Genomic DNA, 25,298 nt, shown 5'->3' on the forward strand with positions numbered 1-25,298 from the left:
ACGATGGCAACTTGGAAGATTTATCAAGGGAATACTTCTCCTCGCAATGATTGGACATTGCCACCTGCACCTACTTGGCGAGATTTTAAAGATGATGATGCAGGAGCAGTAGCCCGCGAAGATCGTAAGGGAGAGAACTTTGAACCGCCAGATGTAGCCATTAAGATGGTAAATGCGGCAATCTGTTTGCGGCGACCACTCTTGATTACTGGCGATCCTGGTACAGGGAAATCGACCTTAGCTTACAGTGTTGCCAGAGAGCTAGAACTGGGAAAGGTTTTAAAGTGGTCAATCACAACTCGTACTCTGTTAAAGGATGGGTTATATAGTTACGATGCGATCGCACGAGTCCAAGATGCCCAGACAGAGGAGAAAGACAATCGCAAACAGGTTGGTGACTACATTACGCTGGGGGCATTGGGAACTGCTTTTTTGCCAACGGATAAGCCAAGAGTGTTGCTAATTGACGAAATTGATAAGAGCGACATTGATTTACCCAATGACCTACTCAATCTGTTTGAGGAAGGTGAATTTGCTATCCCCGAATTGCAAAGGCTAAGTTCATCGCTACATTATGTCAATTCTTACGATCGCGAAATCACTGGTGACAACAAAGGTAAACCCAAGAAAGCAGGGATTTTTAATGGATTTGTGCGCTGTCGTGCTTTTCCTTTGGTGATCATGACCAGCAACGGTGAACGTGATTTCCCACCACCATTTTTGCGTCGCTGTCTACGCCTAAAGATGCCTAGTCCTGACCTTTTAAAACTCGGCAAGATTGTTACCAAACATTTCAATGCTGAGACTTCTGATAAAGCGGAGAAGCTGATTGAGTCGTTTTTTGACAGTCGTGCGAGTGGTACTTTGGCAACCGATCAACTATTAAATGCCATTCATATGCGGCTTCAGGAAAACTTTAGCGATGATAGCGAACTGGATGATGTCTTAAAACGCTTGTTGCAATCTCTGTCTAGCGCCGAGGATGAATGAACGAGACCCTCGCTCCTGCCATTGCTGAAGTTCTGACTTTGCTGCGCGATCGCGCAAAGTTAGAGGTGACTGCCACAGAACTTGCTGAAATTCTATGGCTTGCCATGCATCTAGAGCCACAGGAAGTCAGCTATCTCCCCTCCGTAATATCTCCCGCCGCCCCCCCAAGCGAATCGTTTAGCGAAAATCGAGAATCGACCACTTCCAAGTCGCAATCACCTATTCCAGTTGCTACGCAACCTCCACAGGACAAATCATCTCAGCAAAAGAGCCAAACAAGCAATTCCCCATCGCTTCCCATTCAGATTCCCGACGCATCGCCTTTACCAAAAGGCTTAGAAATTATGCGATCGCTGCGCCCGTTAATGAAAAAGGTGCGATCGACGAGGCTGTTTACACTGGACGAAGAAGCTACAGCAATTTTGCGAGCTGAGACAAAAAGCTGGATTCCAGTCATGCGACCTGAGTTAGAACGCTGGCTAGATTTGGCATTTGTGGTCGAGAAGACAAACTTAGAAGAGGTTTGGAAAGATCCGATCGCCGCTTTTTTATATCGGGTCGAACGCAGTGGTGTATTTCGCAATGTGAGATTTTGGCATCTGAGTGCTAGACCCGATGCACCACCGCAACTTTTTTTACAAACGGCGATGGGCAAAAAATCTCACCCTCGCAGCCCCAAAGAATTGCTCGACCCTAGCGGTCGCTGTTTGGTGATGTTTGCCAGTGACTGTACTTCTACGGGCTGGCGCTCGGGTAAAGTACCTGATTTGCTAAAACAATGGACGACTAAAAACCCCGTGACTGTAGTACAGCTCTTGCCAGAGCGCTATTGGGAGCGTAGCGTTTTAGGTTTTGGTTACTTTGTCTGGCTGCGATCGCGATCGTCAGAACCCCTGAGCGATCGCTTTTTGGTCGAAGGTTTACCGCCGAGCGAGCGTCACTTACTTCACGACCCAAATCGCCACAACCCCGATCGCATGGCGATCGTGCTGCCCGTCGTCACAATCGAGCCAGAACCGCTAAAACAATGGGCGCAGGTGATGGCAGCAGGAGAACAGGAAACTGCGGGTGTAGTTCTTGATTTAAGTTTATTGAAAGATTACGTCGCTGCGGACTCGGCAGTGAAACCAACTGCCCTGCAAACTGTACGCCTTTTTTGGAGTACAGCTTCGCCTTTAGCGAGAAAACTAGCGCCGACGATCGCGGCGGTAGGGGCGAGTATGTCCGTGATTCGTCTGATTCAAAAGAATTTTCCAGAATTTAGTACCTTGCATGTCGCGGAAGTTTTTTTGAGCGGACTGTTGTGCCGTCAAGAGAATGGAGGCTATAGATGCGATCGCGAGGTTAAAGATCTGCTGCTTGGGTCGATGCCGCGATCGCAAACCCATGAGGCTGTAGAAAAGATTGGCAATCAGCTTTATGAGAATTTACCAAAGGATGTGAAGGATAGAATTTCTGCGGATATCGAGCGACGTTTTGGCGAGGCTCGTCGCAATTTCAAAGCATTTCTCGTTCCCAACCTGTCTTGGGGCGACTATCCCAATAGGGAGGTTTTAACTTTTGCAGAGATTGCTAGAGATACGCTGCGTCTTATGGGTGGTGAGGCTGCCGCGTTTGTAGAGAAGCTAGATCGCTTTCCAGAATTATTTGAAAATGAGTTTGAGGTGGCGAAAATTGAAGTCGTCGAATCTGAATTCCTAGAACTATTTCAATATCAATCAGCAAAGATTAGGGTAATAGAATCAGAAGGATCGAGGGGTGTGTTTGGGCTTGGTGCAAAACCGAAAAAGCAAAAAATTGAAATTATTAAAGAAAACCGTGAAGGGCAACAGTTTGTCGAACAGATCGATCGAGATTGCACTCTAGAGATGGTATATATCCCTAGTGGAGAGTTTCTGATGGGTTCGGCAGAAGATGAAGAGGGAAGTTATTCTTGGGAACGACCGCAACACAAGGTTACAGTGCCCGCATTTTTCATGGGAAAGTATCCAATAACGCAGGCGCAATATGTGGCGATAATGGGTAAAAATCCATCACATTTTAAAGATAAACCTGATAGTAATCGCCGACCTGTGGAAAATATAAGTTGGGATGACGCGAATAATTTTTGCCAAAAGCTAAGCGAAAAGACAGGAAGAAAATATCGACTACCGAGCGAAGCGGAATGGGAATATGCTTGTCGGGCTATGACCTCACCCCCAGCCCCTCAGCTAAAAGGCGAGGGGAGTAAGAGAGTTTATCCACCATTTCATTATGGCGAGACGATTTCTACAAAAGTAGCGAATTATAACGGCGAGATTTATGGACGAGGAGAGAAAGGTGAATATCGCCAAGAAACCACACCCGTGGACTATTTTGGCGTAGCGAATGATTTTGGGTTATGTGATATGCATGGAAATGTATGGGAATGGTGTTTAGATACATGGCACGACAATTACGAAGGAGCGCCAACGGATGGGAGCGCATGGATAGAACTTAACAAAACTTCACACATTCGTCGCGGCGGTTCTTGGAGCAGCTATCCTCGATTTTGCCGTTCTGCCTTTCGCTTCCACCTCATTCTCGACTTCCGCGACCTCAATTTCGGTTTTCGGGTTGTCGCGCTTCCCCCAGGACTCTTTTAGCCCTTTGCTCTTTTACCCTTTTACCCTTTGCGCTTCTTTTCTTTGCTCTCTTCCATTCGCCGTGAGGCGATCGAATTTTTTTATTTGATTTATGGCAAAAAACCCCTCTCCATTATTTGTTGCAATTCATAGGGGCATTGGCTAGGAAAGCTTTCTGAGGCTAGCCCAGTTTCCGCTTTTGCCTGTAACACTGCTTCTTGATAGCACTCCATAAATATCTCTGCCAAGTAAGGCTTTAGGCTAGGAGAATCTTGTAGCGACTCGCCGATGCGTCGGCGATGCTCAATAATACTGCGCTCCCAGCTACCCGTTCTTTTGAGCGGTTGAAATTGCCATTTTAAAAGATGAACCAAAAGAACGATCGCGTTGCTCTTTAAACTTCTCCGTTCGCTTTTCCCCATGTCTGCAACTTCTTCAATTAAATTCTCCCAATCGACATGCGTATAATTTTGGTTGCGTAGTTTTTCCACAGTGTTTTCAATCCATCTTACATAATCTAAGTCATATAAAGAGGATTGCAAGTTATTGTTTAGCTTGGACTGTAAGCTGGTCATATCTACCTCACTTGTGGCTCTATCGGAAGATGCTCTTATGCTAGCAGAGTTTTTTGCCTAGAGCGTGGGGGCAATTTATAAATTGCCCCCACACTCTCATTGAGAACTGGGACAGATCCCACAATTTTTAAAAAAGTTAGGCATTTTGTCCCTAGAGGGGGTAAGCTAGCCTTGGGGCTAGTCAACTAAAATGGCGCGGCGGTTCTTGGAACGACAATCCTCAAAATTGCCGTTCTGCCTATCGCAACCACAACAATCTCGACAACCGCAACAACATTATGTCGATGATTTTGCAACCAGCATCGGTGTTAATTTTGTCGGCTTTCGCGTATTGCGCGATCGCATTCGTACTTCCAACTTGCGCCGCGCTCGCCTGCGGTTAAAGCGGCAAACTACTACCTATACTCAAGGTAGAATCGATCTTCAGGCTTTGGCGCGATCGCTCTCTAGTTGGCAAGCCCACCTTCAGCATGGTGACACCCATCGACTACAACAAAGCATTTTGGCATCTTTAAAAGATGGGATAAAATGAGAATTTAGACTTGTTTAAAACGAGGCTGTGCAATGCAAACGATTCGACTTCGCTCTCATGTTGGTTCTGATGGCTGCCTACAGCTTCAGTTAAATGATTTACCCGTCGATCGCGATGTAGAGATTATTTTAATCTATCAACCCATAGAAACTGACTCACCTCAAGAGTTTTTGACAACGCAAGATGACCCACTGATTGGACTTTTTGCAGGTTCGCCTGATTTAGCTGAGAAGTCAGAAGAAATTTTACAGCTAGAAATCACCCCCAACTCTGGATGGACATGGAAATCGTAATCGCGGACACAGGATTTGTTGTAGCACTAACCAACCGTTCAGATCCAAGGCATATTACTGTGAGAGACATCTATAGCCAACAACAAAAAATACTTTTACCTCAAACTGTTTTAGCTGAAGTCGCCTACTTGGTCGGACGCGAAGCTGGAATAGCTACGGTTGTTAAATTTTTAAAGGGACTTTCAGCGAGTAGATTTTTACTTGTCGAGCTAATTGAGGCAGATATTTTGAGAACTGCCGAAATTCTTGAAGCGTATGCTGATAGCCGCATTGATTTTGTAGATGCTAGCATTATGGCACTTGCTGAGCGCCTAAACCTTGTAACAGTCCTAACTTTAGATCGTCGAGACTTTAGCTTGTTTAGACCAAGGCACTGTAACAGTTTCATCTTAGTTCCATAGAATACGTTACTTAAACAATGCGATCTCTTTAATTTTCTCATGACATCTCTAATTATCCGCCGTCACAAAAGCAAAGCACGCTTCTATCCCGAACCTCTTAGTGAATCTGTCACCCTAGACATGATGTATATCCCCAGTGGAGAGTTTCTGATGGGTTCGGCAGAAGATGAAGAGGGAAGTTATGATGACGAACGCCCGCAACACAAGGTTACAGTGCCCGCATTTTTCATGGGAAAGTATCCAGTAACGCAGGCGCAGTATGTGGCGATAATGGGTAAAAATCCATCACATTTTAAAGATAAACCTGATAGCTATCGGCGACCTGTAGAGCAAGTTAGATGGGAAGAAGCGAATGAATTTTGCCAAAAGCTGAGTAAAAAGACAGGAAGACAATATAGTTTACCGAGCGAAGCGGAATGGGAATATGCTTGTCGGGCTATGACCTCACCCCCAGCCCCTCAGCTAAAAGGCGAGGGGAGTAAGAGAGTTTATCCACCATTTCATTATGGCGAGACGATTTCTACAAAAGTAGCGAATTATAACGGCGAGATTTATGGACGAGGAGAGAAAGGTGAATATCGCCAAGAAACCACACCCGTGGACTATTTTGGCGTAGCGAATGATTTTGGGTTATGTGATATGCATGGAAATGTATGGGAATGGTGTTTAGATACATGGCACGACAATTACGAAGGAGCGCCAACGGATGGGAGCGCGTGGACAGATCTTAACAAAACTTCACACATTCGTCGCGGCGGTTCTTGGGACGACATTCCTCGGCATTGCCGTTCTGCCTATCGCTTCCACAACTCTCTCGACTTCCGCTCCTTCAATATCGGTTTTCGGGTTGTCGCGCTTCCCCCAGGACTCTTTTAGCCCTTTGCCCTCTTTCCCTTTTACCCTTTGCTCTTCTTTCCTTTGCTCTTCCCTATTCGCCGTGAGGCGATCGAATTTTTTTCGCCAACAAGTCTCGTTATCCTTGCCGCGATCGCGTTTTTAACTTATCGTTAGCTACCTCCATAGGCGATCGCTGGGTGTCAATTCTGCCAAAAGCCGTTCAACCCTTTCCCTAAGTTCAGACAAATTAGAAAACGACTTCCAACACAAATCTTTCTTGAGATACTCCCACAAACGCTCAATCGGATTTAATTCTGGACAGTAAGGAGGTTGAAATAAGAGGATGACATTGTCTGGAACCCGTAACGCTTTAGCTAAGTGATACCAATTTTACTTAGATTTGCAACAGATCGAGATTTGAGTTCCGCGCTCCGCGCGGTCTTTCAAAAGATAATGCGTCGCATTATCTTTTGAAAATGGTATTAGAAGCAGCATTTGCGTCTGGATTAACGGATAAAGGGAGATATGAGATGAGACTTTGGAGGCTCTGTAGACATGGGCTACAGCGATCTTAGTTTTACGTCATTCTATCTAACGTGCGATATTGTACAGCTTCGGCAAGGTGAGCGGTTTTGATGGTTTCCTCAGCGGCAAGGTCAGCGATCGTGCGCGATACTTTGAGAATCCGATCCGTGGCACGGGCAGACAGCCCCAATCGCTTGATTGCAGCTTCGAGTAAATTTCGCGAGGCTTCATCAAGTTGACACCATTGACGAATATGTCGAGCCTGCATCTGGGCATTGCAGTTAACCTGTGCCTCGGCTTGAAATCGCTCTTGCTGACGTTGACGTGCTGCCTGAACCCGCGATCGCACCGCTTCCGAACTTTCTCCCTCAGGCGATCGCATGATTTCTTCGGGCTTGAGTCGGGTCACTGCCACCTGCAAATCGATCCGATCCATCAAGGGTCCCGATAGTTTTGCCCAATATTGTTCGCGTTGGCGCGGCGTGCAAGTACAGGGTTGAATAGAATCACCGTAATATCCACATTGACAAGGATTCGTACTTGCAATCAGGGTAAACTGGGCTGGAAAGACTACGGATTGACGCGTGCGAGAGATACTAACACAGCCATCTTCCAGCGGTTGACGCAGAAATTCTAGGACTTCGCGTTTGAATTCGGTGAGTTCGTCAAGAAAAAGGATCCCATGGGTGGCGAGAGATATCTCTCCCGGTTTTGGAAAGCTACCACCACCTACAAGAGCAGGACCTGATGCCGAGTGATGGGGGCTGCGAAACGGGCGATCGCAGACTAATCCCTTTCCCTTTAACAGTCCCGCTACGGAATAGACCTGTGTAATCTCTAAGGCTTCTTGGAAAGATAGATCGGGCAGAATACTGGGCAAACGTCGAGCCAATAGAGTTTTCCCAGAACCAGGAGCGCCCACAAAAATCAGGTTGTGTCCGCCTGCCGCTGCAACTTCTAAAGCTCGTCTTGCATGTTGCTGTCCTTTGACATCCTTAAGGTCGAGCTTAAAGGGAACTTCCGTAGGCTTGGGCATGTCGCGATCGGCGATCGCAGGCTGATATTGTTGCGGATTGGCTAAGAAATCTCCAACCTCCGTTAGGTTCTGTAAGCCATACACAGCTAGACCTTTGACTAAAGCCGCTTCTTGGGCATTCTCAATCGGTACGACCATACCGCTAATCCCCATCTTTTTTGCCGAGGCAGCAATCGGCAGTACGCCCGAAACGGCTCGTAGGGAACCATCAAGGGAAACTTCGCCCACAAATAAAAAGTCACCCAACAGCATCGGATCGACTTGGTCGGAAGCTGCGAGAATGCCAATACTGATCGGCAAATCGAAGCTAGGCCCCTCCTTTCGCAGATCGGCAGGGGTTAGATTTACGACGATCTTTCGCATAGGGAAGGAATAGCCAGAGTTTTTAAGCGCTGCTTTTACCCGTTCTTTGCTCTCTTGCACGGCAGTATCAGGCAAGCCAACCACGACAATTCCCGGTAGACCGCCTGCAACATCCACCTCTACGCCCACTTGTACGGCATTGATGCCTAAAACCGATGCACTCCAAACTCTTGCTAACACGATTTATGCAATCTCACCTACGAACACTTTCTGGGCGGGGCCAGTCATCAGGACGTGATTGGTTTCTGCCGACCAGTGAATGCGTAAATCCCCTCCTGGCAGATTAACAGTACAGAGGCGATCGCAGAGGTTATTTAACACACCTGCGACCAAAGAGGCACAGGCTCCCGTTCCACAGGCGAGGGTTGCACCTGCACCGCGTTCCCACACTAGCATCTTGATATAGTCGGGACGAACCACTTCAATAAATTCCGTGTTTGTACGCTTGGGGAATGCCGAATGATGCTCAAATTTGACACCGAGTTCTTTGAGGGGAATGCTGGTGACATCAGGCACAAAGGTAATGCAGTGAGGGTTTCCCATGCTTACAGTCGTTACTGCCCAGGTCTTTCCATCGACTTCGAGAGGATAGTTGATAATTTTGCTCTGGGGTTCGCCTAAGGTTGTCGGAATCTCCGCTGCCAAAAGCACGGGTTCGCCCATATCCACAGTCACCTGTCCGTCGGCATCCAGTTGCGGCACGATCTTACCCGCTCCAGTTTGAATCTCGTACTTCCCCTCCACGGGTTCGATACCTAAGTCCTGCATAAATTTGGCAAGACAACGAATGCCATTGCCACACATTTCTGGCTCGGAACCATCGGAGTTAAAAATCCGCATCCTGTAGTTGCCACGATTCAGATCGGATGTGGGCAAGAGAAAAATCACGCCATCTGCCCCAATGCCAAAGTTGCGATCGCACCACTGCACTGCCTGTTCGGGCGTTATACAAGGTTCAGGTCGATCTCGGTTATCCATGAGAATGAAGTCATTGCCCAGCCCATGATATTTACTAAATGCGATCGCCATGATGGTACAAGTTGAAATCTAAATTAGCCCCCATTTTAGCTCATTCATATGAACCCCACTCAAGGAATCCTGACACGATGTTAAACCACAGTAAAACCTATTCCACACAATAAACTACGCTAACGAATATCTTGAAATGTTTTGATGGATTAGACTAAGTTGTGGAACTAACATTTGAGTGGGACGAGCAAAAAGAAACTGAAAATATCAAGAAATATGGCATTAGTTTTCAAGAAGGAAAGACTGTATTCAACGATCCTTTATCGATTACACTTAGCGATCCCATACACTCAATAGATGAAGACCGATTTATCGATCTTGTTTTTTCCAATCAAGGAAGATTACTAATTGTAGTTTACCCCAATACTTCGGACAAAATTAGTAAGCAATAGTGCCGTAGGAGCAAAGATCTAGGAATTTAGGATGAGATTTAATCGAAATAGGATCTAAATCTAACAGAGAAATAAATCGATAGTATTGCTTAAGAGATTGACGTTTAATGCCTGAGTATCCTGCAATACAGAAAGCAAACACCACTCAACGTTTAATCGGAGTAATTTGGATACTGTATACAGTATCCAAATTACTGTTATTTTTCAAGATTGTTTGTTGATTTGTAGGTAATTGGTTTGAGGAGTTATGTCAAAAGCTTGCACTGGTTCGCTTTCATTTCTGGCGATATTTGTCGCGCTATCTGCTTTGTATGATGCACCTACTCAGGCTGCACCTCAAACACCAGAAAGTTTATCGTTGAGTTCATCTAAACCGGCTACAACAACATCAATTGGTAATTTAATCGATCGCCAAGATGCTTCCGTCACGCTCAAACCAAATTTATCCACCAGCTCGTCCATCGGTAATTTAGAAGTAGATAATCTGGTTCAGCCTGCAAGTCTTGCAGGTGTTACTTCTGTTTCGCAACTATCTGATGTACGTCCAACCGATTGGGCATTTACAGCCCTGCAATCTCTGGTGGAGCGCTATGGCTGCATTGCAGGATATCCTGACAGTACTTTTCGGGGTGGTAGATCGTTAACTCGATATGAATTTGCGGCTGGCTTAAATGCTTGTTTGGATAAAATTAACGAAATTATTTCCGCAGGTTTAGCCGACAAGGTTTCAAAGGAAGATCTCGCGGCTTTACAGAAACTGCAAGAAGAATTTGCGGCTGAGTTAGCTACCCTGCGCGGTCGGGTTGATGCGCTTGAAAATAAAGTTGCAACGCTTGATGCACAGCAATTTTCACCGACGACCAAACTCACTGGTCTGGTGTTCTTTAATTTGACTGGTGCGACAGCTTCAGGCGATGTGATCGCAGAGCGCAATCCTGCCAACCCCAACCTTTTTGCAAATCCAACACGCAATCCTGTCACGCGACAACCTTCGCGAGTGATAACTCAACGTCCGAGCGTTACCTTTGGCTACTATCTATTTTTGAATTTCACGACTTCATTTACGGGTAAAGATGCTTTAGTGACTCAATTGGTCTCAGGAAATGGAAGTTCTCCCGCTAATAATTTTGTGTCGGCGGGCTATACCAATTCTTGGGGAACGCCATTCCTAGACCAGACAGGTGTGCCAACTGCGGGTCAAGTTAGTATTCGTGAGTTGTTTTACAGCTTTCCGCTCGCAAATAACGTCAATGTAGTGATTGGACCACGCGTGAACTTCTATCGTTATTTCGATCAAAATCGATTTACGAACTTCTTGACAGGTGCTACAAGTTTTAACTCAAATGGAAGTACGCTCTCGAATGCAGTAGATCGCGGTTCGGGTGCAGTTATTGCTTGGACTATCAGTCCGCAATTTAGGCTGACTGCTGCTTATCTTGGAGAAAATACAGAATTCCTCAGCGCTACTAACCCTAACTTCAATACTTCTAGTAATCCGCAACAAGGTCTATTTGGAGGCACAAATACGCTTACGGCGGAACTAGTGTATTCACCAAGTCGCGATGCCAACATTCGCTTGTTATATACGCGCTCAAACATTAAAACGAATGGCGATCGCATTAGTGGTGCAACCGCAGAGCCATTGCCCTATGGCATTGCTGATGATGGTCAAGGTGGAGGAATCAACAACGCGACCGCAGATACAGTGATCTTGAACTTCGATTGGTTGATTACGAAAAACTTTGGTGTTTTTGGTCGCTATTCTTTCGGTAACACCAATATTTCGCCGCTCAATCCTGCAATTCCTGGCGGTAGTGTTAGTGTTAATTCCTTTCAGTTTGGGCTAGGCTTTCCCGATCTGTTTAAGGAAGGTGCGTTGGGTGTACTTTCCTTCGTCGTTCCTTATAGTTACAGCAGTGGGCGCAATTTCTTGGTTTCAGGTGGTGGCGATGGTTCAACTCAATACGATTTAGAGCTTTCTTACTACTACCCGATCGGCAAAAATATCGCGATCGTGCCTGCGTTTTACGCAATTTTTAATCCCAATAATTTCTCGACTAACCCAACCGTGTTTGTCGGTAATCTGCGTACCCAGTTTAGCTTCTAGCAAATTACGACGGTTCAATTTTCTGTAAAGAGTGTCATCACATGATGACACTCTTTTTTGCGATCTAGGTAGATATGTAGCTTATAATACAAATACAGATTTTAAATTGTGAGTAAAAAAAGTTATGAAAGCTCGTCGTGAAAATCAACAAGAAAGAAATAGCGACAATCGCGATCGCCAAAGATTTGAAGATGCAAACGCAGTCAACGAACCACAAATACACCTACACCAAAATTATCGTCATTGGGCATGGCTTCCAAAGCCTTGATAAACAAAAAGGCTCGCTTAGCGAGCCTTTTTGGAGATTTAGTAATTAACAGGAATATGTAGTTGTAAATCACCCCAGATGCTTTCTAGGTTTGTCTATCGTGCCCAGAATATAACTTTCTTTTCTATAGCGACAAATAAGGTATAGAGCATCACGCCTAAAACTGCGAGCGTAATCAACGCAGCAAAAGCAAGAGGAACATTAAAGTCTGATGCTGCCTGTACGATCAGATAGCCCAAGCCTGCATTAGAAGCGATTGATTCAGAAATTACGGCTCCAATAAAGGAAAAAGAAACGGCAATTTTGAGAGACGCGAAGACATAGGGCAATGTATGCGGCCAACCAACTTTTTGGAAGACTTCAAAATCAGATGCACCTAGAGCATGCATAACATCTTTCATTTCAGGTTCGATCGTCTCTAAACCCAATGCCACGTTAACCGCGATCGGAAAAAAGGCTAGCAAAAAAGCCGTTACGATCGCAGGGATAGCATTCGCACCAAACCAAACTGCCAGCAAAGGCACCAAGGCCGATTTGGGAATTGTGTTGAAAGCAACCAATAATGGATAGAAAGTCAGATAAATAAAGCGCGAGTAACCAATCAAAAATCCCAGAACAACTCCGATTACACTAGCAATCGCAAAACCTGCAAAGGTTGTCCAGACTGTTCGCCATGAGTTTTCTGTAAGTTGGGGAGCAAATTTGATTGCAGCTTCCAAAATTTTAGAAGGAGCTGGTAAATTAAAAGGTTGAATTTTAAATATCCATACTGCTGCTTCCCAAACAATAAATAGTACAACTGCCGCGATCGTCGGCAACATGATTGTCGCGGCTTTGGTATTCAGAAAAGCATCAAAATCAAACTTCTTCGGAGATCGCCTTAAACTCTCAACGGTTCCCTGCATATATTTCCTTCATTGGTAAAGCTAAGAGGTCAGATTCATGGTTTAGTTTTTGTGAATATGGCGACGCAACTCGGCGGCAAGATGTCCAAATTCATCACTGAGACACATTTCTAATGTTCTAGGACGCGGCAGATCGATTTTCTGAACGCAGGCAATCTCGCTGGGACGGGGACTCATAACATAGACAGTATCGGATAGAAATACCGCCTCGCGCAAATCGTGGGTAATTAGAATTCCCACGCATTTTGCTTGCATCCAAAGATCTTGCAGCATTACCCACATTTCTTCACGGGTAAATGCATCTAGCGCACCAAAAGGTTCATCCAACAATAGAATCTCAGGTTGGTGAATCAAGGCACGACAAAGAGAAGCCCTCTGACGCATGCCGCCCGACAATTGCCAAGGAAATTGCTGTTGAAAGTCCTTTAATCCGACTGCTTGCAATAGCTTTTGAGCCATTTCTACATAGCGATCTCGACTAACTTTGAAGTCGCGCTTATAGGGATGTACGACCTCCAGTGGCAATAGAACATTATCGATTGTGCGTCGCCAAGGCAGCAACACAGGATTTTGAAAAGCGATGCCCACATTTTTGAGTGGCTTGGTTACAGCTTGTCCATGACAGCGTAACTCCCCAATTTTGGTGGGACTCAAGCCCGAAACCATCCTCAAAATTGAGGTTTTACCGCAGCCGCTTGGGCCAACAAACGACACAAATTCGCCTGGTTGAATGTTGAGCGTAATTTCCTGAATGATCGTGCGGATTGATTCACCAAACGGATATTCCAAGCCAATGCGATCGAATTCTAGCAAGGGCATAGAAGGAGCAGTGGCTTCAGATGATGAAGAAGTTAGAGGCTGTACCATTTTAGCTTTACCAATTTAAAAGTGTGGGGTGAGATTACAATGGTTTGCGATCGGCAACTGGAGGAACCATTCGTTGTTCTTTAGCAGGCAAAAACTTATCCGTGAACATATCTGTTGCGGTAACGGGTTTCAGCTTAAATCCTTCTATGGTCTGGGCAACACTCTTTTCTAGACGTTTCATATCAACACCGCCAAAACCTGCAGCTTCAACTTCTGGGGTTACATACATCCGTTCGATCGCCAACTTCAGACGCAGTTTTTCGGCATCTCGATCCATCAATTTACTTTGATCGGTAGAAACAACTAAATCAAGAGCTGCGTTTGGATCTTTCACTACGTCCTGCATGCCACGAAAATAGGCTTTGAGAAATGATTTGATCGCTTCAGGATTTTTTGCCATGAAGTCTTGCTTAACCAAAATTCCATTGCCATAAAAATCCAACCCAAATTCATCATAAAAGAAGATTTGGATGTCATCCATGGTTTTCCCAGCTTTGATTAAAGAGGGAATAACTGAAGTATAGAAACCACTGACCGCATCAACTTTTCCTTGCAACAAGAAAGTTTCGCGCAATTTTGGTTCCATCGTTTCCCAAGTAATCGAATCAGGGGAAAGTTTCACTTCTTTCGCAAAAAGTGGAAAGAGCTTACGAGGTCCATCCCCTGCGGGTGCGCCAATTTTTTTACCTGCTAGATCGGCAGGAGTCTTAATTCCACTTGACTTGAGCGTGACAATCGAAAATGGAGCTTTGTTTTGGTAGAAGGCAACAGCAATAATTTTGTCATTCGGATTTTTCTCATTGAATTCCATCGCGTTATAAATATCGCTAAATGCAAGGTCGTACTTGCCAGTACCAAGCTTGCTAATCGTATCAGCGTTACCAAAACCGCGCTCATAAGTGACGTTTAATCCCTCTTCGGCAAAGTATCCTTTTTCGATCGCAACAATTAGAGGTGCATCAAGACTTTGTTTTAAAAAAGGCAACTGCACTCGAATGTCTTGTTTGGCTTTTTTGTCAGGAGTGCCTGCTTGAGGTGCCATTGAAGTTGGCGATGAAGCTTTGTCAGTTGGATTTGGACTAGGTGGTGACGGATTGCAAGCAGCTAGCACTGCTGATGCTATAGCAAGTAAAAGAACTCGATGTAGTTGTTTCTGAAAAATATGACGCATTCTTGCTCTACAAAGTTAAATATGTATACTGTATACAAGGGTTCCTCGTATTTAAGGTGAGTAGAGAAGAAGTTTCTGTATATACCATTACAAAGAAAGAAGGGTGGTGTGACAAACCTCGAATGGCGCATTGAGTTGTTGAACAAGATGCTCGCCAAGCGATCGCTCTTGCATAGGCATATAGGCGTGCAAAGCTTGATTTCCCTGCCAATGTCCTTCAAACAATTGCGCTTTAAACTGCATTGGTTGTGCTCGATCGAAGTTCGCTTTTGCTACTAAGGGAAATAGAAACTGACTGGGTAAAACTAAATTTTGAAACTGCCGATTGCTGACTTGAACCATTGTCTCGCTGATGTTCTGGCAATCCTCAAACATAAACAGATTTGTCCATCTTGCGTCCGTATCTTTTTGGGCTAGTTTATTCGGCTGTGTTTCCCAATTCTTCTGTCTAGCTGAGCTGAGCCGAAGCCTAATTCGTCCTATTAGACTTGGCTATTGCTAGCCTACTCTTGTTTGTATTTTTAGAGATGCCCTTAAGGCTTATGCTTAATCGCCTTGCGGGTGCTTCCTGAGATATCAAATGGGTTCTATAGGGCAATGCGATCGTCAAACACAAAGCATTCTCCTTGCCACAGACTCTCGTTCGGGGGAACTTCTTCCAAATATTTGAGGATGCCGCCTTTGAGGTGATACACCTCTGAAAAACCCTGCGCCAACATATAAGCGCTTGCCTTCTCACAGCGAATTCCTCCCGTACAGAACATGGCGATTTTTTGATGCTGGTTGGGATTGAGATGCTCGTCCACATACTTTGGAAATTCGCCAAAGGTTTCTAAGTTCGGATCGATCGCACCGCAAAAAGTCCCAAACTCGACTTCATAAATATTGCGCGTGTCAATCACCATCACGGTAGGGTCAGAAATCAGCGCATTCCAATCCTTAGGTTCCACATAAATTCCAACCTCACGGGTCGGATCGATCTCAGGGATGCCCATCTTGACCAGTTCTTTTTTTAATCTCACGCGAATCTTTTGAAAAGGCATGACCTTGCAGTAAGACTCTTTATGATCGAGGCTTTGGAGGCGGATATCCGATCGCAGATAGCTCAGTAAAGCATCCATTCCCGCACGACTGCCCGCGATCGTGGCGTTAATTCCCTCCTGTGCTAAGAGAATTGACCCTTTAAGCCCGTGGCTATGGCAAAAAGACTTGAGCGAGGAACGCATGGCTTGATAGTCGGATAGGTCGGTAAAATGATAAAAAGTTGCCACCACAAATTGCTCGGACTTTTCTAGAGACTTCTCCATGAGATAGTTTGCTATTTTCTGTCCTTTGCTAGAGTCTTGCCATTCCTTCACAATGGTAAATCCCCTGCTCTTAAAAAATGCCCTTGCCGAACCAGTCACCGAAGTAAATAGACGCTCGATGCTTAATTCTATAGCTTTTGCCTCGATCGCCCGATAGAGACGAATGCCAACACCGCAGCGCTGAAAATCTTTGTGACAGTAAAAGCGATCGATCTGTCCGCTCGTTTCAAGTTCGCCTAAACCAATAATTTCCCCTTCTGCTTCAGCGATATAAATAAATTGACTGGAATTCTCTATTGCGAGGTCATGGCAGTTGGCGTTGGCATGAATGTCATGCCACAACTGCGTTACGAGATCTCGATCTTGGGGTTGAAATAATCGAATGTTCATGGATAGCGGGGACTTCAAAATACAGACTGTTTATGCATAGATTTATTGGCGATCGCTGGCGATCTGCCGAAGCAAATTTCTAGAAAAACAAAACTCCAAACAGGCTTGAGCTACTGCAAACCAGAATATACTTTCTGCAAGTACCAGACCAGATGCCCAAAGCATTTGCGTTAAATCTTGACTGTTGAGTAGCATTTCTACCTGCCCCAAACCTCTGACAAGGGCAAACGCTAGCAAGGTTCCAGTTTTTAGGTGCGGATTGGTTTCATCGCGAACGGCATAACGGTAGGTAGCCCCAAATAGAAATCCACTGATTGCCGCGATCGCAAGACTCCCTAAGAATGGCAGTAAGGTTTCGTGGGCATTTCCCCCCATGCCTAACCAAAACTGGCTGACTATTTTCGCGATCGTTGCCGCAAGACTAACTGCAATTGCTGCAATAATTCCTGCCTTGGCTGACTCGATCCGTTCTATAGCTTCTTGCATGAGCAAATCAATCTCCTTCCATTCGTAATATCATAATTCAAACCGACTGCGTTACAAATTGACAGAATCGTACTCTATACTGAGCTTTTCTGGACTCCCCAAGTTTACCCCATAGGATGGTTCGGGTAGCTCGTCTAAGATCTGATGTTGCGGTGGAACGTAGGAATGACTGACGGAATCATAGGCTAGGACTTCGCCCGTTTCTAAATTGTAGACCCAGCCGTAAATATTTAACCTGCCTTGAAAAAGGCGCGATCGCACGATTGGATAGGTCTTTAGATTGTCGATCTGAGTCAGTACGTTTTCAGCGCTGGTAATTTCTAGTAATTCTTTGTCTGGGAAGTTCGTGTAATTTTCTTTAACTAATCGCCGCGTTCCTTCCGCTAGTTTTAGCCAATCATACACAATCGGCATCTCTTCGCGCAGGTGTTCGAGTTGTAATAAGCCCTTCATCGCACCGCAGTGCGTATGTCCGCAAACGATGATTTGCTCGATCTCCAGCGACTGAATGGCATACTCGATCGTCGCGCCTTCGCCGCAAAGCGTTCCATAGGGTGGAATAATGTTGCCTGCATTGCGCATAATAAATAATTCACCAACGTCAGCTTGGGTCAATAGGTTGGGATCGATCCGCGAGTCCGAACAGGTAATAAATAAAACTCTGGGCTTTTGCCCCATGCCCAGCAGTTGAAATAATTCTAAATGGGAAGGAAAATGATTATCTTTAAAATCTCGTAAACCTCTGATTAGCTTTCTCATAGGTGTCCAACGCTACATTCTGTAAACAGAGTTATTCTAGTTTTGGCGAAGTAAGCAAGTTGTGTCGAACAAACTAAACTTAACAATTGTAAAACGGCTGCCCTTGCAGCATCCGTTTAAATCGAAGCAATTAGAGGCTTGGTGGCGTTGATGTAAAGGAAGCGATCGCGTGTTTGCGGATGACTGACCATAAAGCCTACCTGAGCGATCGCGGCTAAAAGTTCGGGTGTTTTCTCTGCCCAGTGACTTTGGGGTTCGGCAATCAGTAGACTGCCTCCACCCTTGAGCGTGCGATATGCCTCTTTGAGATAGTCTGCATAGTTTAGCCCCATAAGCGAGAGAGAAAATACAGCGACATCGAGGGTTTTGTCGTCGAGAGGTGTATGGGTGATGTCACAGGCGATAACTTTATCGTTAATGGCGATGTGATCGAAAGAGCGAACGATATTGGGGAGCAGGTCGGCTAGTTTGGCTTCACCACATCCAAAATCACCAATCACCAGATCGGGATGATTTCGCAGACTCTCGGCAATTTTTTCATAGGGAACTTCTGTCCAAGTTTGACGGGCTTCGCGATAGAGGGTGTGGTATTGATACCATTCTTCGGGGTTTTGGGTGAGGCGATCGTGGGTGGTTTTGCTGTAGGCATTGTTAAAGCGGTTATTCATAGCGGAGAGGTCACCAAAGCGGCGTTGTAGGATTTTAGCGATCGCTTCGGGTAAAGGTACGCGCAATTCTTCGCGATCGATTTCAAAAACTTCACCACGCTCAAGGCGATCGATCCATCCTTGCAGAGCTTCACCTGCTTTTTGCAGCACCACTTTTTCAGATGCGAGTTCGCCTTTGGGAATCACACCATCAAGGGCAGTATCGGCAAGGGACTTCTTCCATTGGATGCGATTCCATCGGTACTGACGATCCCACGACCATACATCATTGTTGTGAGCGAGGACAACTTGGGGAATTACCACTTCTACTTTTTCAAATTTCGAGCCTTGGCGATAGAGTCGCCCGACTAGTTGCTCGTATTCGGCATGAGTCCAAGGTAGGCTAGCGATAATCATGCGATCGCAAACGTACTGCAATCCATTTACCCCTGTACCGATGGGAGCCGTACCGATCAGAACATCGATTTCCCTGTCGATAAACTTTTGTAAGGATGATTCGCGCTGATGGGTATCTTCGATTCCCGTGAATAAGCCCACTGTATAGCCTGCCGCAGCGATCGCTTTACGGAGAGGTTCGACCATGCCATCGACATAGTGGGTATAGATGAGGGTTCCTGTTTTGAGATGGCTGATGATACTGTCGATTTTGGCTTCTAGCAAGACTTGCTCGACGGCTAGGGGACTGACTTTAATTGCCTGCACTAAATCAGGTCGCAGATTTTCGCCTGAGATTTCGGGGAAGATTTCGGCGATCGCGATCTTGTAATTGGGGCGGTAGCGAATGCCATACAGCATCAGTTTTTCCTGCATAGCGAGGGCATTGGCGATCGTACTGAAGGTTTTCAAATTATGTCATCAGGTACTATTCAAAGCAAAAATAATACATCTTTTGCTCGCTCATCTAATTTCTAAGAGTTTTCAATTTTATTCCCAACAAACTCTAGTATTGAGAGTTGATTCACAGAATAAGAATATTTTCCACTTTTATCTTTTTGCAATTTCTTTTCAGAGACAGCTCGTTTTAGATATTCTTTTAATTGTCCTTCCTTTAAATCATTAGAAAAGTTGGAATTTACATCGTCAAGAATAGCGGTCAATGTTTTGGGTTGCTCCAGATATTTGGGAATTACCTGCAAGAAAAATTCATAAAAGCTTGTAGGTGTATTAATTCCTTTTATTTCTAAGACTAATTTTTCTTTTGAGCTATAAAGGCTATGATCAACTTCTAATATATCAACCTTATGACTACAGTTGAATTCTGATAAGTCTGATTCTATCTCATTACCGATATGATCTAGCTCTTGATTATCTGAAACTAGGTAAGCGTTATCTAAATTTAGGAATGGAGATTCGCTTTGTCCATTTTTATCAAAGGAATCCTTAACAAATGCTGACTGTGAAGTGATACTGTCAGAAATATCAGGCAATAAATCACAAAGTAATTTTTTTAAGTTTGGTTTCCAAGGTGACTCAGGGAAGCGATTAGCACCTCTTTCCAATAATTTAATATTACCCTCTGACAAACTGCCTTCCATTTTTACAAATACTGGAATTGATGTATATTTTTTTAAAACTTCTGTAGCTCCTTCCCAAGTTCCACCTTTATTAAAATCAGAACATATAACAAGCCCAAAGTCTGCAAGAGAATAAATATATTTATTCCTACCCATTGCATTGCCTACATTAAATCTTGCATCAGGATCATAACTTGAGATTAGAGTTAACCTTTCAGATTCTAGCCCTTCACGATATTTAGTCGAAACTGCTTCTTTTGAGAGGCTATCAGCCATTATTCCTATTACTGAACCACCTATATCTAATGCAGAAAGCATTGCTTCACGATCTACTCCTCTTGCTGCACCAGATATAACTTGTATCCCTGATTCAACACAAGATTGCGATACTCTTCTCGTATACTCAAGCCCTTCTTCGTCTACATTTCGCGAACCAACAACTGCAAGCCCTCCAAGAGAAAGGATAGAACAATTACCAACTCCATAAAGAATCGGTGGTGACATATGACGTAAATGCTTTCTAAATTTTTCAGGATAGTTCTTGTCAGCGCGACTAAGAATCCATATACCTTGACTTTTCCATTTTTCCAATGCAAGAGCCATAGTTACACCGCGCTTTAAAAGGTTCTTAATCCTCTCTGTACTAATATTTAATAGTTCATTCCATTTGAGTTCCGTATTTTCATCTAGTAGATGAGATGGACGCATTTGCTGACCTTTTAGCCAATCTGCTACATAATTATATTCTGATATATTTAGCGGCTTAATTTCAGAATCGCGTGACTGTCCAAAACTAGCACATAGTAATAAAATAGCTTGTGTATCTGAAGATATTGTAAAGTCTGGCATCATTTTTATTTATATCTCCTGTTTTAATTTTCCGTACTCAGAGATGTAACTGAAAGAGCTACAGGGAAAACAGAACCACATCCCAAGCGTTTTAGTAAAGCAGCAGTAATTGTAAATGTCCATCGTGAATCTACCATATCATCCACTAAAAACAGCGCATCATTTTTAATCAATGACTGATTTATAGCAAAAGCTCCATCTAGGTTATGTGCTTGTTGATAGCTATTACTCATCTGTTTTTGTGGGTGTCTGGAATGAGTCTTTTGAACACAATCAATAAACGGCAAGCCTAGTTTTGCCGCTAATCTAAGTGTAAATTCAGGTACAAGTGTAGGATGGTTCAGTGATGGTACACACGTAATCCAAGTCGGAAACGGATCAGGTCTCCAACGTTGAATCATATCAACTGTAGCATCTACAAGAGCATCATCAAAGTGATTATTTTGATATTTGCCTATTCTAACAAGATCGCCCCATCCAGCATCACCCCAAATTGCCAGCGCACGACCTTGTTCAGCTTGCCAATTCCTTGGTAAATCACCTGTAAACTTATAAATGGGCATTGACCTTGGTGGTATCCGCTTTCGTGGCTCAATAATCTGCTCTGATCGCTGAAGAAATTGAACAGCACGATTGGCAGTTGATTGAGAATAAGTCTCAGGAAATAAAGGTGTGCCAATACAAACCGCACAACGACCACATAGAGAAGCATGAGGATCATCCAATTCTTTTGCCAGAAACATCATTAAGCAGTCGCGATCGCTCTGCATATATTTCAGCATTTGCTCTTGTTCTATTTTCCGAATTGTTGTCAGCCTTTCAATTTTTGCAGTGTCTACTTGATAGCGAATAGCAGTTGCCTTCCATCTATGCTCCTGCTTTATTATGGGAGATGGAGACAAAATGGACAAAAGTTTTATGACCTTATCAATTTGTCCTTTAGAAAGATTAATTTCTCTCTCCAAATCAAATTTAGAAAGTCCATTAATCGAATTTCTTAAAGCTCTTAAAACAATTTCGGTATGACCTTCGGGGGGAAACGCAGCTTCAATAAAATAATCTGTAATTTTCTGGTCTTCCTGTCCACTAAGCAAAATACCATAGGCTTTAGATATTCCTCTTCCCGCTCTCCCGACCTGTTGATAATAATGAACAATTGAACTGGGGCGTTGATAATGAACTACAAAGCCTAAATCAGGTTTGTCAAAACCCATACCCAGAGCATTAGTGGCAACTAGGGCTGTTAATTCATTATTAAGTAGTTGCTCTTCCAGTTGTTGTCTAATCTCCGTATTTAACTTGCCATGATAGGCAACAGCATTTATCCCTTCTGCTCTAAGCCAATCAGAAACTACTTCCGCATCCTTAATTGTAAGAGTGTAAATAATTCCATTGCCTGTAAATTTATTGATATTTTCAGATAGCCAAGCTAGTCTAGCAGCTTGATTAGGAAGCCATATATTTTGTAGATTTAGACTGTCTCTTGCTAGCATACCTCTAGAAATTCGCAAATTTTGACCTAGCTGAGATTTGATATCATCTATAACCCGATTATTTGCTGTTGCAGTCGTTGCAAGAATGGGAATATTTTGTGGTAGTGCTTGTAAAATACGAACAATTCTTTGATAGTCGGGACGAAAATCGTGTCCCCAATCAGAAATGCAATGAGCCTCATCAACTACAAAAAGTCCAACCCTGTTAGAAATATGTCGTAAAACGTTATTTAAAAAATCATCATTTGCTAACCTTTCAGGAGAAATTAGTAGTACATCCACTTGATTGTCTAATAGTCGTTTTTGGATGTTACCCCAGTCATTTTGAGTTGCAGTATTAATTGCATCAGCTTTAACTCCAATTTTCTCCGCAGATTCAATCTGGTTTCGCATCAAAGCTAAAAGTGGTGAAATAAGTAAAGTACACCCACGCCCCTGCAATCTGAGTAGTAAAGTTGTAAGAAAGTAAACCATACTTTTCCCCCAACCTGTCCTCTGAACAACTAGTTGTCTAGATTTTCCTCTAACTAGTCCTTCGATTGCTTCCCATTGATCATCTTGAAATTCGGCGTTGTTTTTGCCAGTAGCTAGTCGGAGAGGTTGTAATGCTACTTTTTTTAGTTCTTCAGAAGATAATTCTGATATAGGACGTAGACTGCCAAGCCATTCCGTCTTAAATATCTGATTCTCTTCGCCTGTATCGAATCTCTTTACAAGTATCGACTGACCATCACTATTGTATCCTGTGATTTTTACTAATGTTCCTCTCTGCGTTACATAACCAGAATTTAGAGGAAACTTATCTTGGATTATCTGAGACATGCGCTATATGTATTTTTCCTGATAATAGCTTAAAAATTGCTTGACTCTCAAATGGGCAGAGATAATCATCAGCAGTCTTTGCCTGCCACGGTTACTACTAAATTATCGCTATTTGGTGTTGAGATTTAGGCGATTGGGTTTTGGTTTAGTGAGAGGCGATCGCTGTTTGATTTGAGGGAATAGGCGATCGGGTTTTATGTGGTGATGAAGGGGCGATCATTGTTTGATGTTGGAGGAATAGGCGATCGGGTGTTGAGTGGCGAGGGTGCGATCGCTGTTTGATTTGAGGAAATAGGCGATTGGGTTTTATGGGTGGTGAGGGGCGATCGCGCTTTAGGTGTGGTGATAGGCGATCGGGATAGAGGTAGAGCGATAGGCGATCGCATTTGAGATATTACTGCAACAGTAACGATTTGCTACACTGAGAAAAATAGATACATTGATGAGCATGTATTCCACAAATCAAAACCAACAACTCCTAGAAGCGATCGCCAAGCTTAGCGAACAGCAGATCCAGATCGTCTTGCAATTTATTCAAACACTTCAAACTAAAAAGACTGCCAACCAAGCTTCTATTCCCTTCGATCCATTAGCAAACTTTGTCGGAGCCAACAATCACGGCAATCTTGCCCAACAAATTGAAGAAACACTTTCCTGACTGAGGATGCTCACTTTACTCAAGTCGGCTTAGGATTTCAACTTGAACCGACTTCCCTTTGATTTCTGACTGAAAGGATGCGGATTTTTTGTGCAGTAGCATCCATGCCATAAATTTTGAATAACTACTTTTTGTTTATTTTACCTGCGATGCCCTTTAGGTGTGGTGCGAGGCGATCGGGTTGAGGTAGGGCAATAGGCGATCGCTTTGCATCGAACTAAAATGATGAGGTTTTTAGAGTAATTGAGCATAGATATCATCGTCGGTATTATCCCAAATAGCATCAAGAGATGTCTGACTCGCCTGAAGCCAAAACTCAGACTCGTAATCAGAAGAAAGCAAAGTCACCAATACTCTTGTTCCTTCTGGCAGTTCTGCATTTTCCAATAACTCAATTTTTCCTTTTTGAACAGTAGCCCAAAGAGTTTTCAGCATATTCGTTGTTTGAACGTTACTAACTTGATTGTATTCCTTAATATGTAAGTTTGCCGATCGCGCTTTAGGTGTGGTGCGAGGCGATCGGTTTAGAGGTAGGGCGATAGGCGATCGCTTAGACTATTGACATTGCTAACAAAGTTGCTAGATTATCCACACTGGTTCGGGCGATCGCGAAAACTTTTACGGGTATAATTGTGACAATGTAGCAAATCATCCTTGAATTGGCGGGCTGCTATGACTAACGCACTACAATACATCTGTAATTCTGATGGACAAACAGTTTCTGTCGTTGTCCCGATTGCTTTCTGGCAAGAAATAATGGCTGAAAGAGAAACTGCCTATCTACTCAACAGTCCGGCTATGAAAGCAAGGCTACTTGCAGCCAAAAATCGTCAGAATGGAATTCCTTTGGAAGAAGTCTGTGAAAAACTTGGAATTTGATGCAGACGCTTTTGAGGACTTGGCTTGGTGGATCGAAAGCGATCGTAAAACAGCGTTAAAGATCGTCAAACTAATTCGTGAAGTTCAACGTAGTCCGTTTGAAGGTTCAGGACAACCAGAAGCTCTAAAATACGATCTTTCTGGCTGTTGGTCGCGGCGGATCGATCGAGAACATCGTCTGGTTTATGAAGTTCTAGACGATAAAATTAGGATTCTTGCTTGTCGTTATCACTACTAAAAAATAGCTGGCATTTTTTAGAGTGATTGGGCATAAATATCATCCTCGGTATTATCCAAAACTGCATCAAGGAATGTCTGATTCAATCGCGCTTTAGGTGTGGTGCGAGGCGATATTTCCCTATTCTCCTCGCCTTTTGTTTTCGTTTTTTGGTTCTGACTGATTTTTAGAGGTGCCCTAAATATCACGATCTAGAAATTGACGATTAGAATCTGTGAAGCTATGATGTCAAATGCGTTTGACCTAGTTTCTCGACTAGATCTAAGTTTATAGCTGTTAAAGTGTGACTGCGTATGGAGATTTTCGATTTACTTGAAAATTTGTGGTTGAATATTTTTGTA

General features: G+C 43.9%; 28 protein-coding genes. 12 read left to right on the plus strand and 16 right to left on the minus strand.

Translation table 11 applies throughout. The annotated features are described in order from the left end of the window. Positions 1–3: 3 nt before the first annotated feature. Positions 4–990 (plus strand): AAA family ATPase, encoded by a 987-nt coding sequence (locus tag ACP2WE_RS15270; protein WP_425216407.1) that lies wholly within the window; start codon positions 4–6, stop codon positions 988–990. Then, complete coding sequence (locus tag ACP2WE_RS15275; RefSeq protein WP_425216408.1) at positions 987–3,614, plus strand: SAV_2336 N-terminal domain-related protein; 2,628 nt, start codon at positions 987–989, stop codon at positions 3,612–3,614. Before ACP2WE_RS15270 ends, ACP2WE_RS15275 begins: the two co-directional genes overlap by 4 nt. An 89-nt stretch (positions 3,615–3,703) precedes the next feature. Here the strand turns inward: ACP2WE_RS15275 and ACP2WE_RS15280 are convergent, their stop codons facing one another. After that, positions 3,704–4,168 (minus strand): DUF29 domain-containing protein, encoded by a 465-nt coding sequence (locus tag ACP2WE_RS15280; protein WP_425216409.1) that lies wholly within the window; start codon positions 4,166–4,168, stop codon positions 3,704–3,706. A 190-nt stretch (positions 4,169–4,358) separates the two neighbouring features. On the opposite strand from ACP2WE_RS15280, the gene ACP2WE_RS15285 reads away from it, so the two are divergent. From ACP2WE_RS15285 to ACP2WE_RS15300, 4 genes are read left to right on the plus strand one after another with little or no spacing between them, the layout of a single operon-like run. Next, the gene (locus tag ACP2WE_RS15285) at positions 4,359–4,700 is read left to right on the plus strand and encodes a hypothetical protein (RefSeq protein ID WP_425216410.1); all 342 of its coding nucleotides are present in this window, start codon (positions 4,359–4,361) and stop codon (positions 4,698–4,700) included. A gap of 32 nt (positions 4,701–4,732) precedes the next feature. Next, positions 4,733–4,993 (plus strand): hypothetical protein, encoded by a 261-nt coding sequence (locus tag ACP2WE_RS15290; RefSeq protein ID WP_425216411.1) that lies wholly within the window; start codon positions 4,733–4,735, stop codon positions 4,991–4,993. Continuing rightward, positions 4,981–5,394 carry a type II toxin-antitoxin system VapC family toxin gene (locus tag ACP2WE_RS15295; protein ID WP_425216412.1) on the plus strand — a complete coding sequence of 138 codons (414 nt, stop codon included), beginning with the start codon at positions 4,981–4,983 and terminating at the stop codon, positions 5,392–5,394. Before ACP2WE_RS15290 ends, ACP2WE_RS15295 begins: the two co-directional genes overlap by 13 nt. A gap of 39 nt (positions 5,395–5,433) precedes the next feature. Further along, the gene (locus tag ACP2WE_RS15300) at positions 5,434–6,270 is read left to right on the plus strand and encodes a formylglycine-generating enzyme family protein (RefSeq protein WP_425216413.1); all 837 of its coding nucleotides are present in this window, start codon (positions 5,434–5,436) and stop codon (positions 6,268–6,270) included. A 135-nt stretch (positions 6,271–6,405) separates the two neighbouring features. Here the strand turns inward: ACP2WE_RS15300 and ACP2WE_RS15305 are convergent, their stop codons facing one another. The 3 genes from ACP2WE_RS15305 to dapF all read right to left on the minus strand — a co-directional run bounded on the left by ACP2WE_RS15305 (position 6,406) and on the right by dapF (position 9,184). Continuing rightward, positions 6,406–6,576, minus strand: a complete 171-nt coding sequence (locus tag ACP2WE_RS15305; protein ID WP_425216511.1) for a transposase — start codon at positions 6,574–6,576, stop codon at positions 6,406–6,408. Between the two features lie 232 nt (positions 6,577–6,808). After that, positions 6,809–8,335, minus strand: coding sequence for a YifB family Mg chelatase-like AAA ATPase (locus ACP2WE_RS15310; protein ID WP_425216414.1), 1,527 nt, complete (start codon positions 8,333–8,335; stop codon positions 6,809–6,811). A 3-nt stretch (positions 8,336–8,338) separates the two neighbouring features. Continuing rightward, entirely contained in the window at positions 8,339–9,184 is an 846-nt protein-coding gene (gene dapF, locus ACP2WE_RS15315) for a diaminopimelate epimerase (RefSeq protein WP_425216415.1), read from the minus strand. A gap of 161 nt (positions 9,185–9,345) precedes the next feature. Here dapF and ACP2WE_RS15320 point away from each other — a divergent pair, with 161 nt between their 5' ends. The 3 genes from ACP2WE_RS15320 to ACP2WE_RS15330 all read left to right on the plus strand — a co-directional run bounded on the left by ACP2WE_RS15320 (position 9,346) and on the right by ACP2WE_RS15330 (position 11,951). Further along, complete coding sequence (locus ACP2WE_RS15320; protein ID WP_425216416.1) at positions 9,346–9,576, plus strand: BrnT family toxin; 231 nt, start codon at positions 9,346–9,348, stop codon at positions 9,574–9,576. Positions 9,577–9,823: 247 nt separating this feature from the next. Next, the gene (locus ACP2WE_RS15325) at positions 9,824–11,683 is read left to right on the plus strand and encodes an iron uptake porin (protein ID WP_425216417.1); all 1,860 of its coding nucleotides are present in this window, start codon (positions 9,824–9,826) and stop codon (positions 11,681–11,683) included. Positions 11,684–11,807: 124 nt separating this feature from the next. Further along, on the plus strand, positions 11,808–11,951 hold the full coding sequence (locus ACP2WE_RS15330; protein ID WP_425216418.1) for a hypothetical protein: 144 nt from the start codon (positions 11,808–11,810) through the stop codon (positions 11,949–11,951). 95 nt (positions 11,952–12,046) lie between these two features. Here ACP2WE_RS15330 and ACP2WE_RS15335 read toward each other — a convergent pair whose 3' ends face one another. The 11 genes from ACP2WE_RS15335 to ACP2WE_RS15385 all read right to left on the minus strand — a co-directional run bounded on the left by ACP2WE_RS15335 (position 12,047) and on the right by ACP2WE_RS15385 (position 23,568). After that, positions 12,047–12,856, minus strand: a complete 810-nt coding sequence (locus ACP2WE_RS15335) for an ABC transporter permease (RefSeq protein WP_425216419.1) — start codon at positions 12,854–12,856, stop codon at positions 12,047–12,049. Positions 12,857–12,898: 42 nt separating this feature from the next. After that, on the minus strand, positions 12,899–13,723 hold the full coding sequence (locus ACP2WE_RS15340; RefSeq protein WP_425216420.1) for an ABC transporter ATP-binding protein: 825 nt from the start codon (positions 13,721–13,723) through the stop codon (positions 12,899–12,901). A gap of 34 nt (positions 13,724–13,757) precedes the next feature. Next, complete coding sequence (locus tag ACP2WE_RS15345) at positions 13,758–14,765, minus strand: ABC transporter substrate-binding protein (protein WP_425216421.1); 1,008 nt, start codon at positions 14,763–14,765, stop codon at positions 13,758–13,760. Between the two features lie 216 nt (positions 14,766–14,981). After that, positions 14,982–15,236, minus strand: a complete 255-nt coding sequence (locus tag ACP2WE_RS15350; protein ID WP_425216422.1) for a hypothetical protein — start codon at positions 15,234–15,236, stop codon at positions 14,982–14,984. Positions 15,237–15,481: 245 nt separating this feature from the next. Next, a complete protein-coding gene (gene trhO / locus ACP2WE_RS15355; RefSeq protein ID WP_425216423.1) occupies positions 15,482–16,591 on the minus strand; it encodes an oxygen-dependent tRNA uridine(34) hydroxylase TrhO in 1,110 nt (369 codons plus the stop codon). 42 nt (positions 16,592–16,633) lie between these two features. Further along, the gene (locus tag ACP2WE_RS15360) at positions 16,634–17,077 is read right to left on the minus strand and encodes a hypothetical protein (RefSeq protein ID WP_425216424.1); all 444 of its coding nucleotides are present in this window, start codon (positions 17,075–17,077) and stop codon (positions 16,634–16,636) included. A gap of 51 nt (positions 17,078–17,128) precedes the next feature. Further along, positions 17,129–17,836, minus strand: coding sequence for a carbonic anhydrase (locus tag ACP2WE_RS15365; RefSeq protein ID WP_425216425.1), 708 nt, complete (start codon positions 17,834–17,836; stop codon positions 17,129–17,131). 116 nt (positions 17,837–17,952) lie between these two features. Further along, positions 17,953–19,350 carry a helicase-related protein gene (locus tag ACP2WE_RS15370; protein WP_425216426.1) on the minus strand — a complete coding sequence of 466 codons (1,398 nt, stop codon included), beginning with the start codon at positions 19,348–19,350 and terminating at the stop codon, positions 17,953–17,955. Positions 19,351–19,412: 62 nt separating this feature from the next. Next, entirely contained in the window at positions 19,413–20,870 is a 1,458-nt protein-coding gene (locus ACP2WE_RS15375; RefSeq protein ID WP_425216427.1) for a DNA-processing protein DprA, read from the minus strand. A 20-nt stretch (positions 20,871–20,890) separates the two neighbouring features. Further along, positions 20,891–23,182: a RecQ family ATP-dependent DNA helicase gene (locus tag ACP2WE_RS15380; protein ID WP_425216428.1), complete on the minus strand. Its 2,292-nt coding sequence runs from the start codon at positions 23,180–23,182 to the stop codon at positions 20,891–20,893. A 194-nt stretch (positions 23,183–23,376) separates the two neighbouring features. Continuing rightward, positions 23,377–23,568 (minus strand): hypothetical protein, encoded by a 192-nt coding sequence (locus tag ACP2WE_RS15385; RefSeq protein ID WP_425216429.1) that lies wholly within the window; start codon positions 23,566–23,568, stop codon positions 23,377–23,379. A 62-nt stretch (positions 23,569–23,630) separates the two neighbouring features. On the opposite strand from ACP2WE_RS15385, the gene ACP2WE_RS15390 reads away from it, so the two are divergent. Then, positions 23,631–23,840: a hypothetical protein gene (locus ACP2WE_RS15390; protein ID WP_425216430.1), complete on the plus strand. Its 210-nt coding sequence runs from the start codon at positions 23,631–23,633 to the stop codon at positions 23,838–23,840. 234 nt (positions 23,841–24,074) lie between these two features. Here the strand turns inward: ACP2WE_RS15390 and ACP2WE_RS15395 are convergent, their stop codons facing one another. Further along, positions 24,075–24,275: a hypothetical protein gene (locus ACP2WE_RS15395; RefSeq protein WP_425216431.1), complete on the minus strand. Its 201-nt coding sequence runs from the start codon at positions 24,273–24,275 to the stop codon at positions 24,075–24,077. 237 nt (positions 24,276–24,512) lie between these two features. Between ACP2WE_RS15395 and ACP2WE_RS15400 the strand changes: the two genes are divergently transcribed. Together ACP2WE_RS15400 and ACP2WE_RS15405 are read left to right on the plus strand one after the other, a co-directional pair. Continuing rightward, positions 24,513–24,719, plus strand: coding sequence for a type II toxin-antitoxin system Phd/YefM family antitoxin (locus ACP2WE_RS15400; RefSeq protein ID WP_425216432.1), 207 nt, complete (start codon positions 24,513–24,515; stop codon positions 24,717–24,719). After that, positions 24,676–24,957 carry a Txe/YoeB family addiction module toxin gene (locus ACP2WE_RS15405; RefSeq protein ID WP_425216433.1) on the plus strand — a complete coding sequence of 94 codons (282 nt, stop codon included), beginning with the start codon at positions 24,676–24,678 and terminating at the stop codon, positions 24,955–24,957. Before ACP2WE_RS15400 ends, ACP2WE_RS15405 begins: the two co-directional genes overlap by 44 nt. Positions 24,958–25,298 lie beyond the last annotated feature (341 nt).

The sequence above is a fragment of the Tumidithrix helvetica PCC 7403 genome, assembly GCF_965232925.1.
Taxonomy (GTDB): Bacteria; Cyanobacteriota; Cyanobacteriia; order Pseudanabaenales; family Pseudanabaenaceae; genus Tumidithrix; species Tumidithrix helvetica.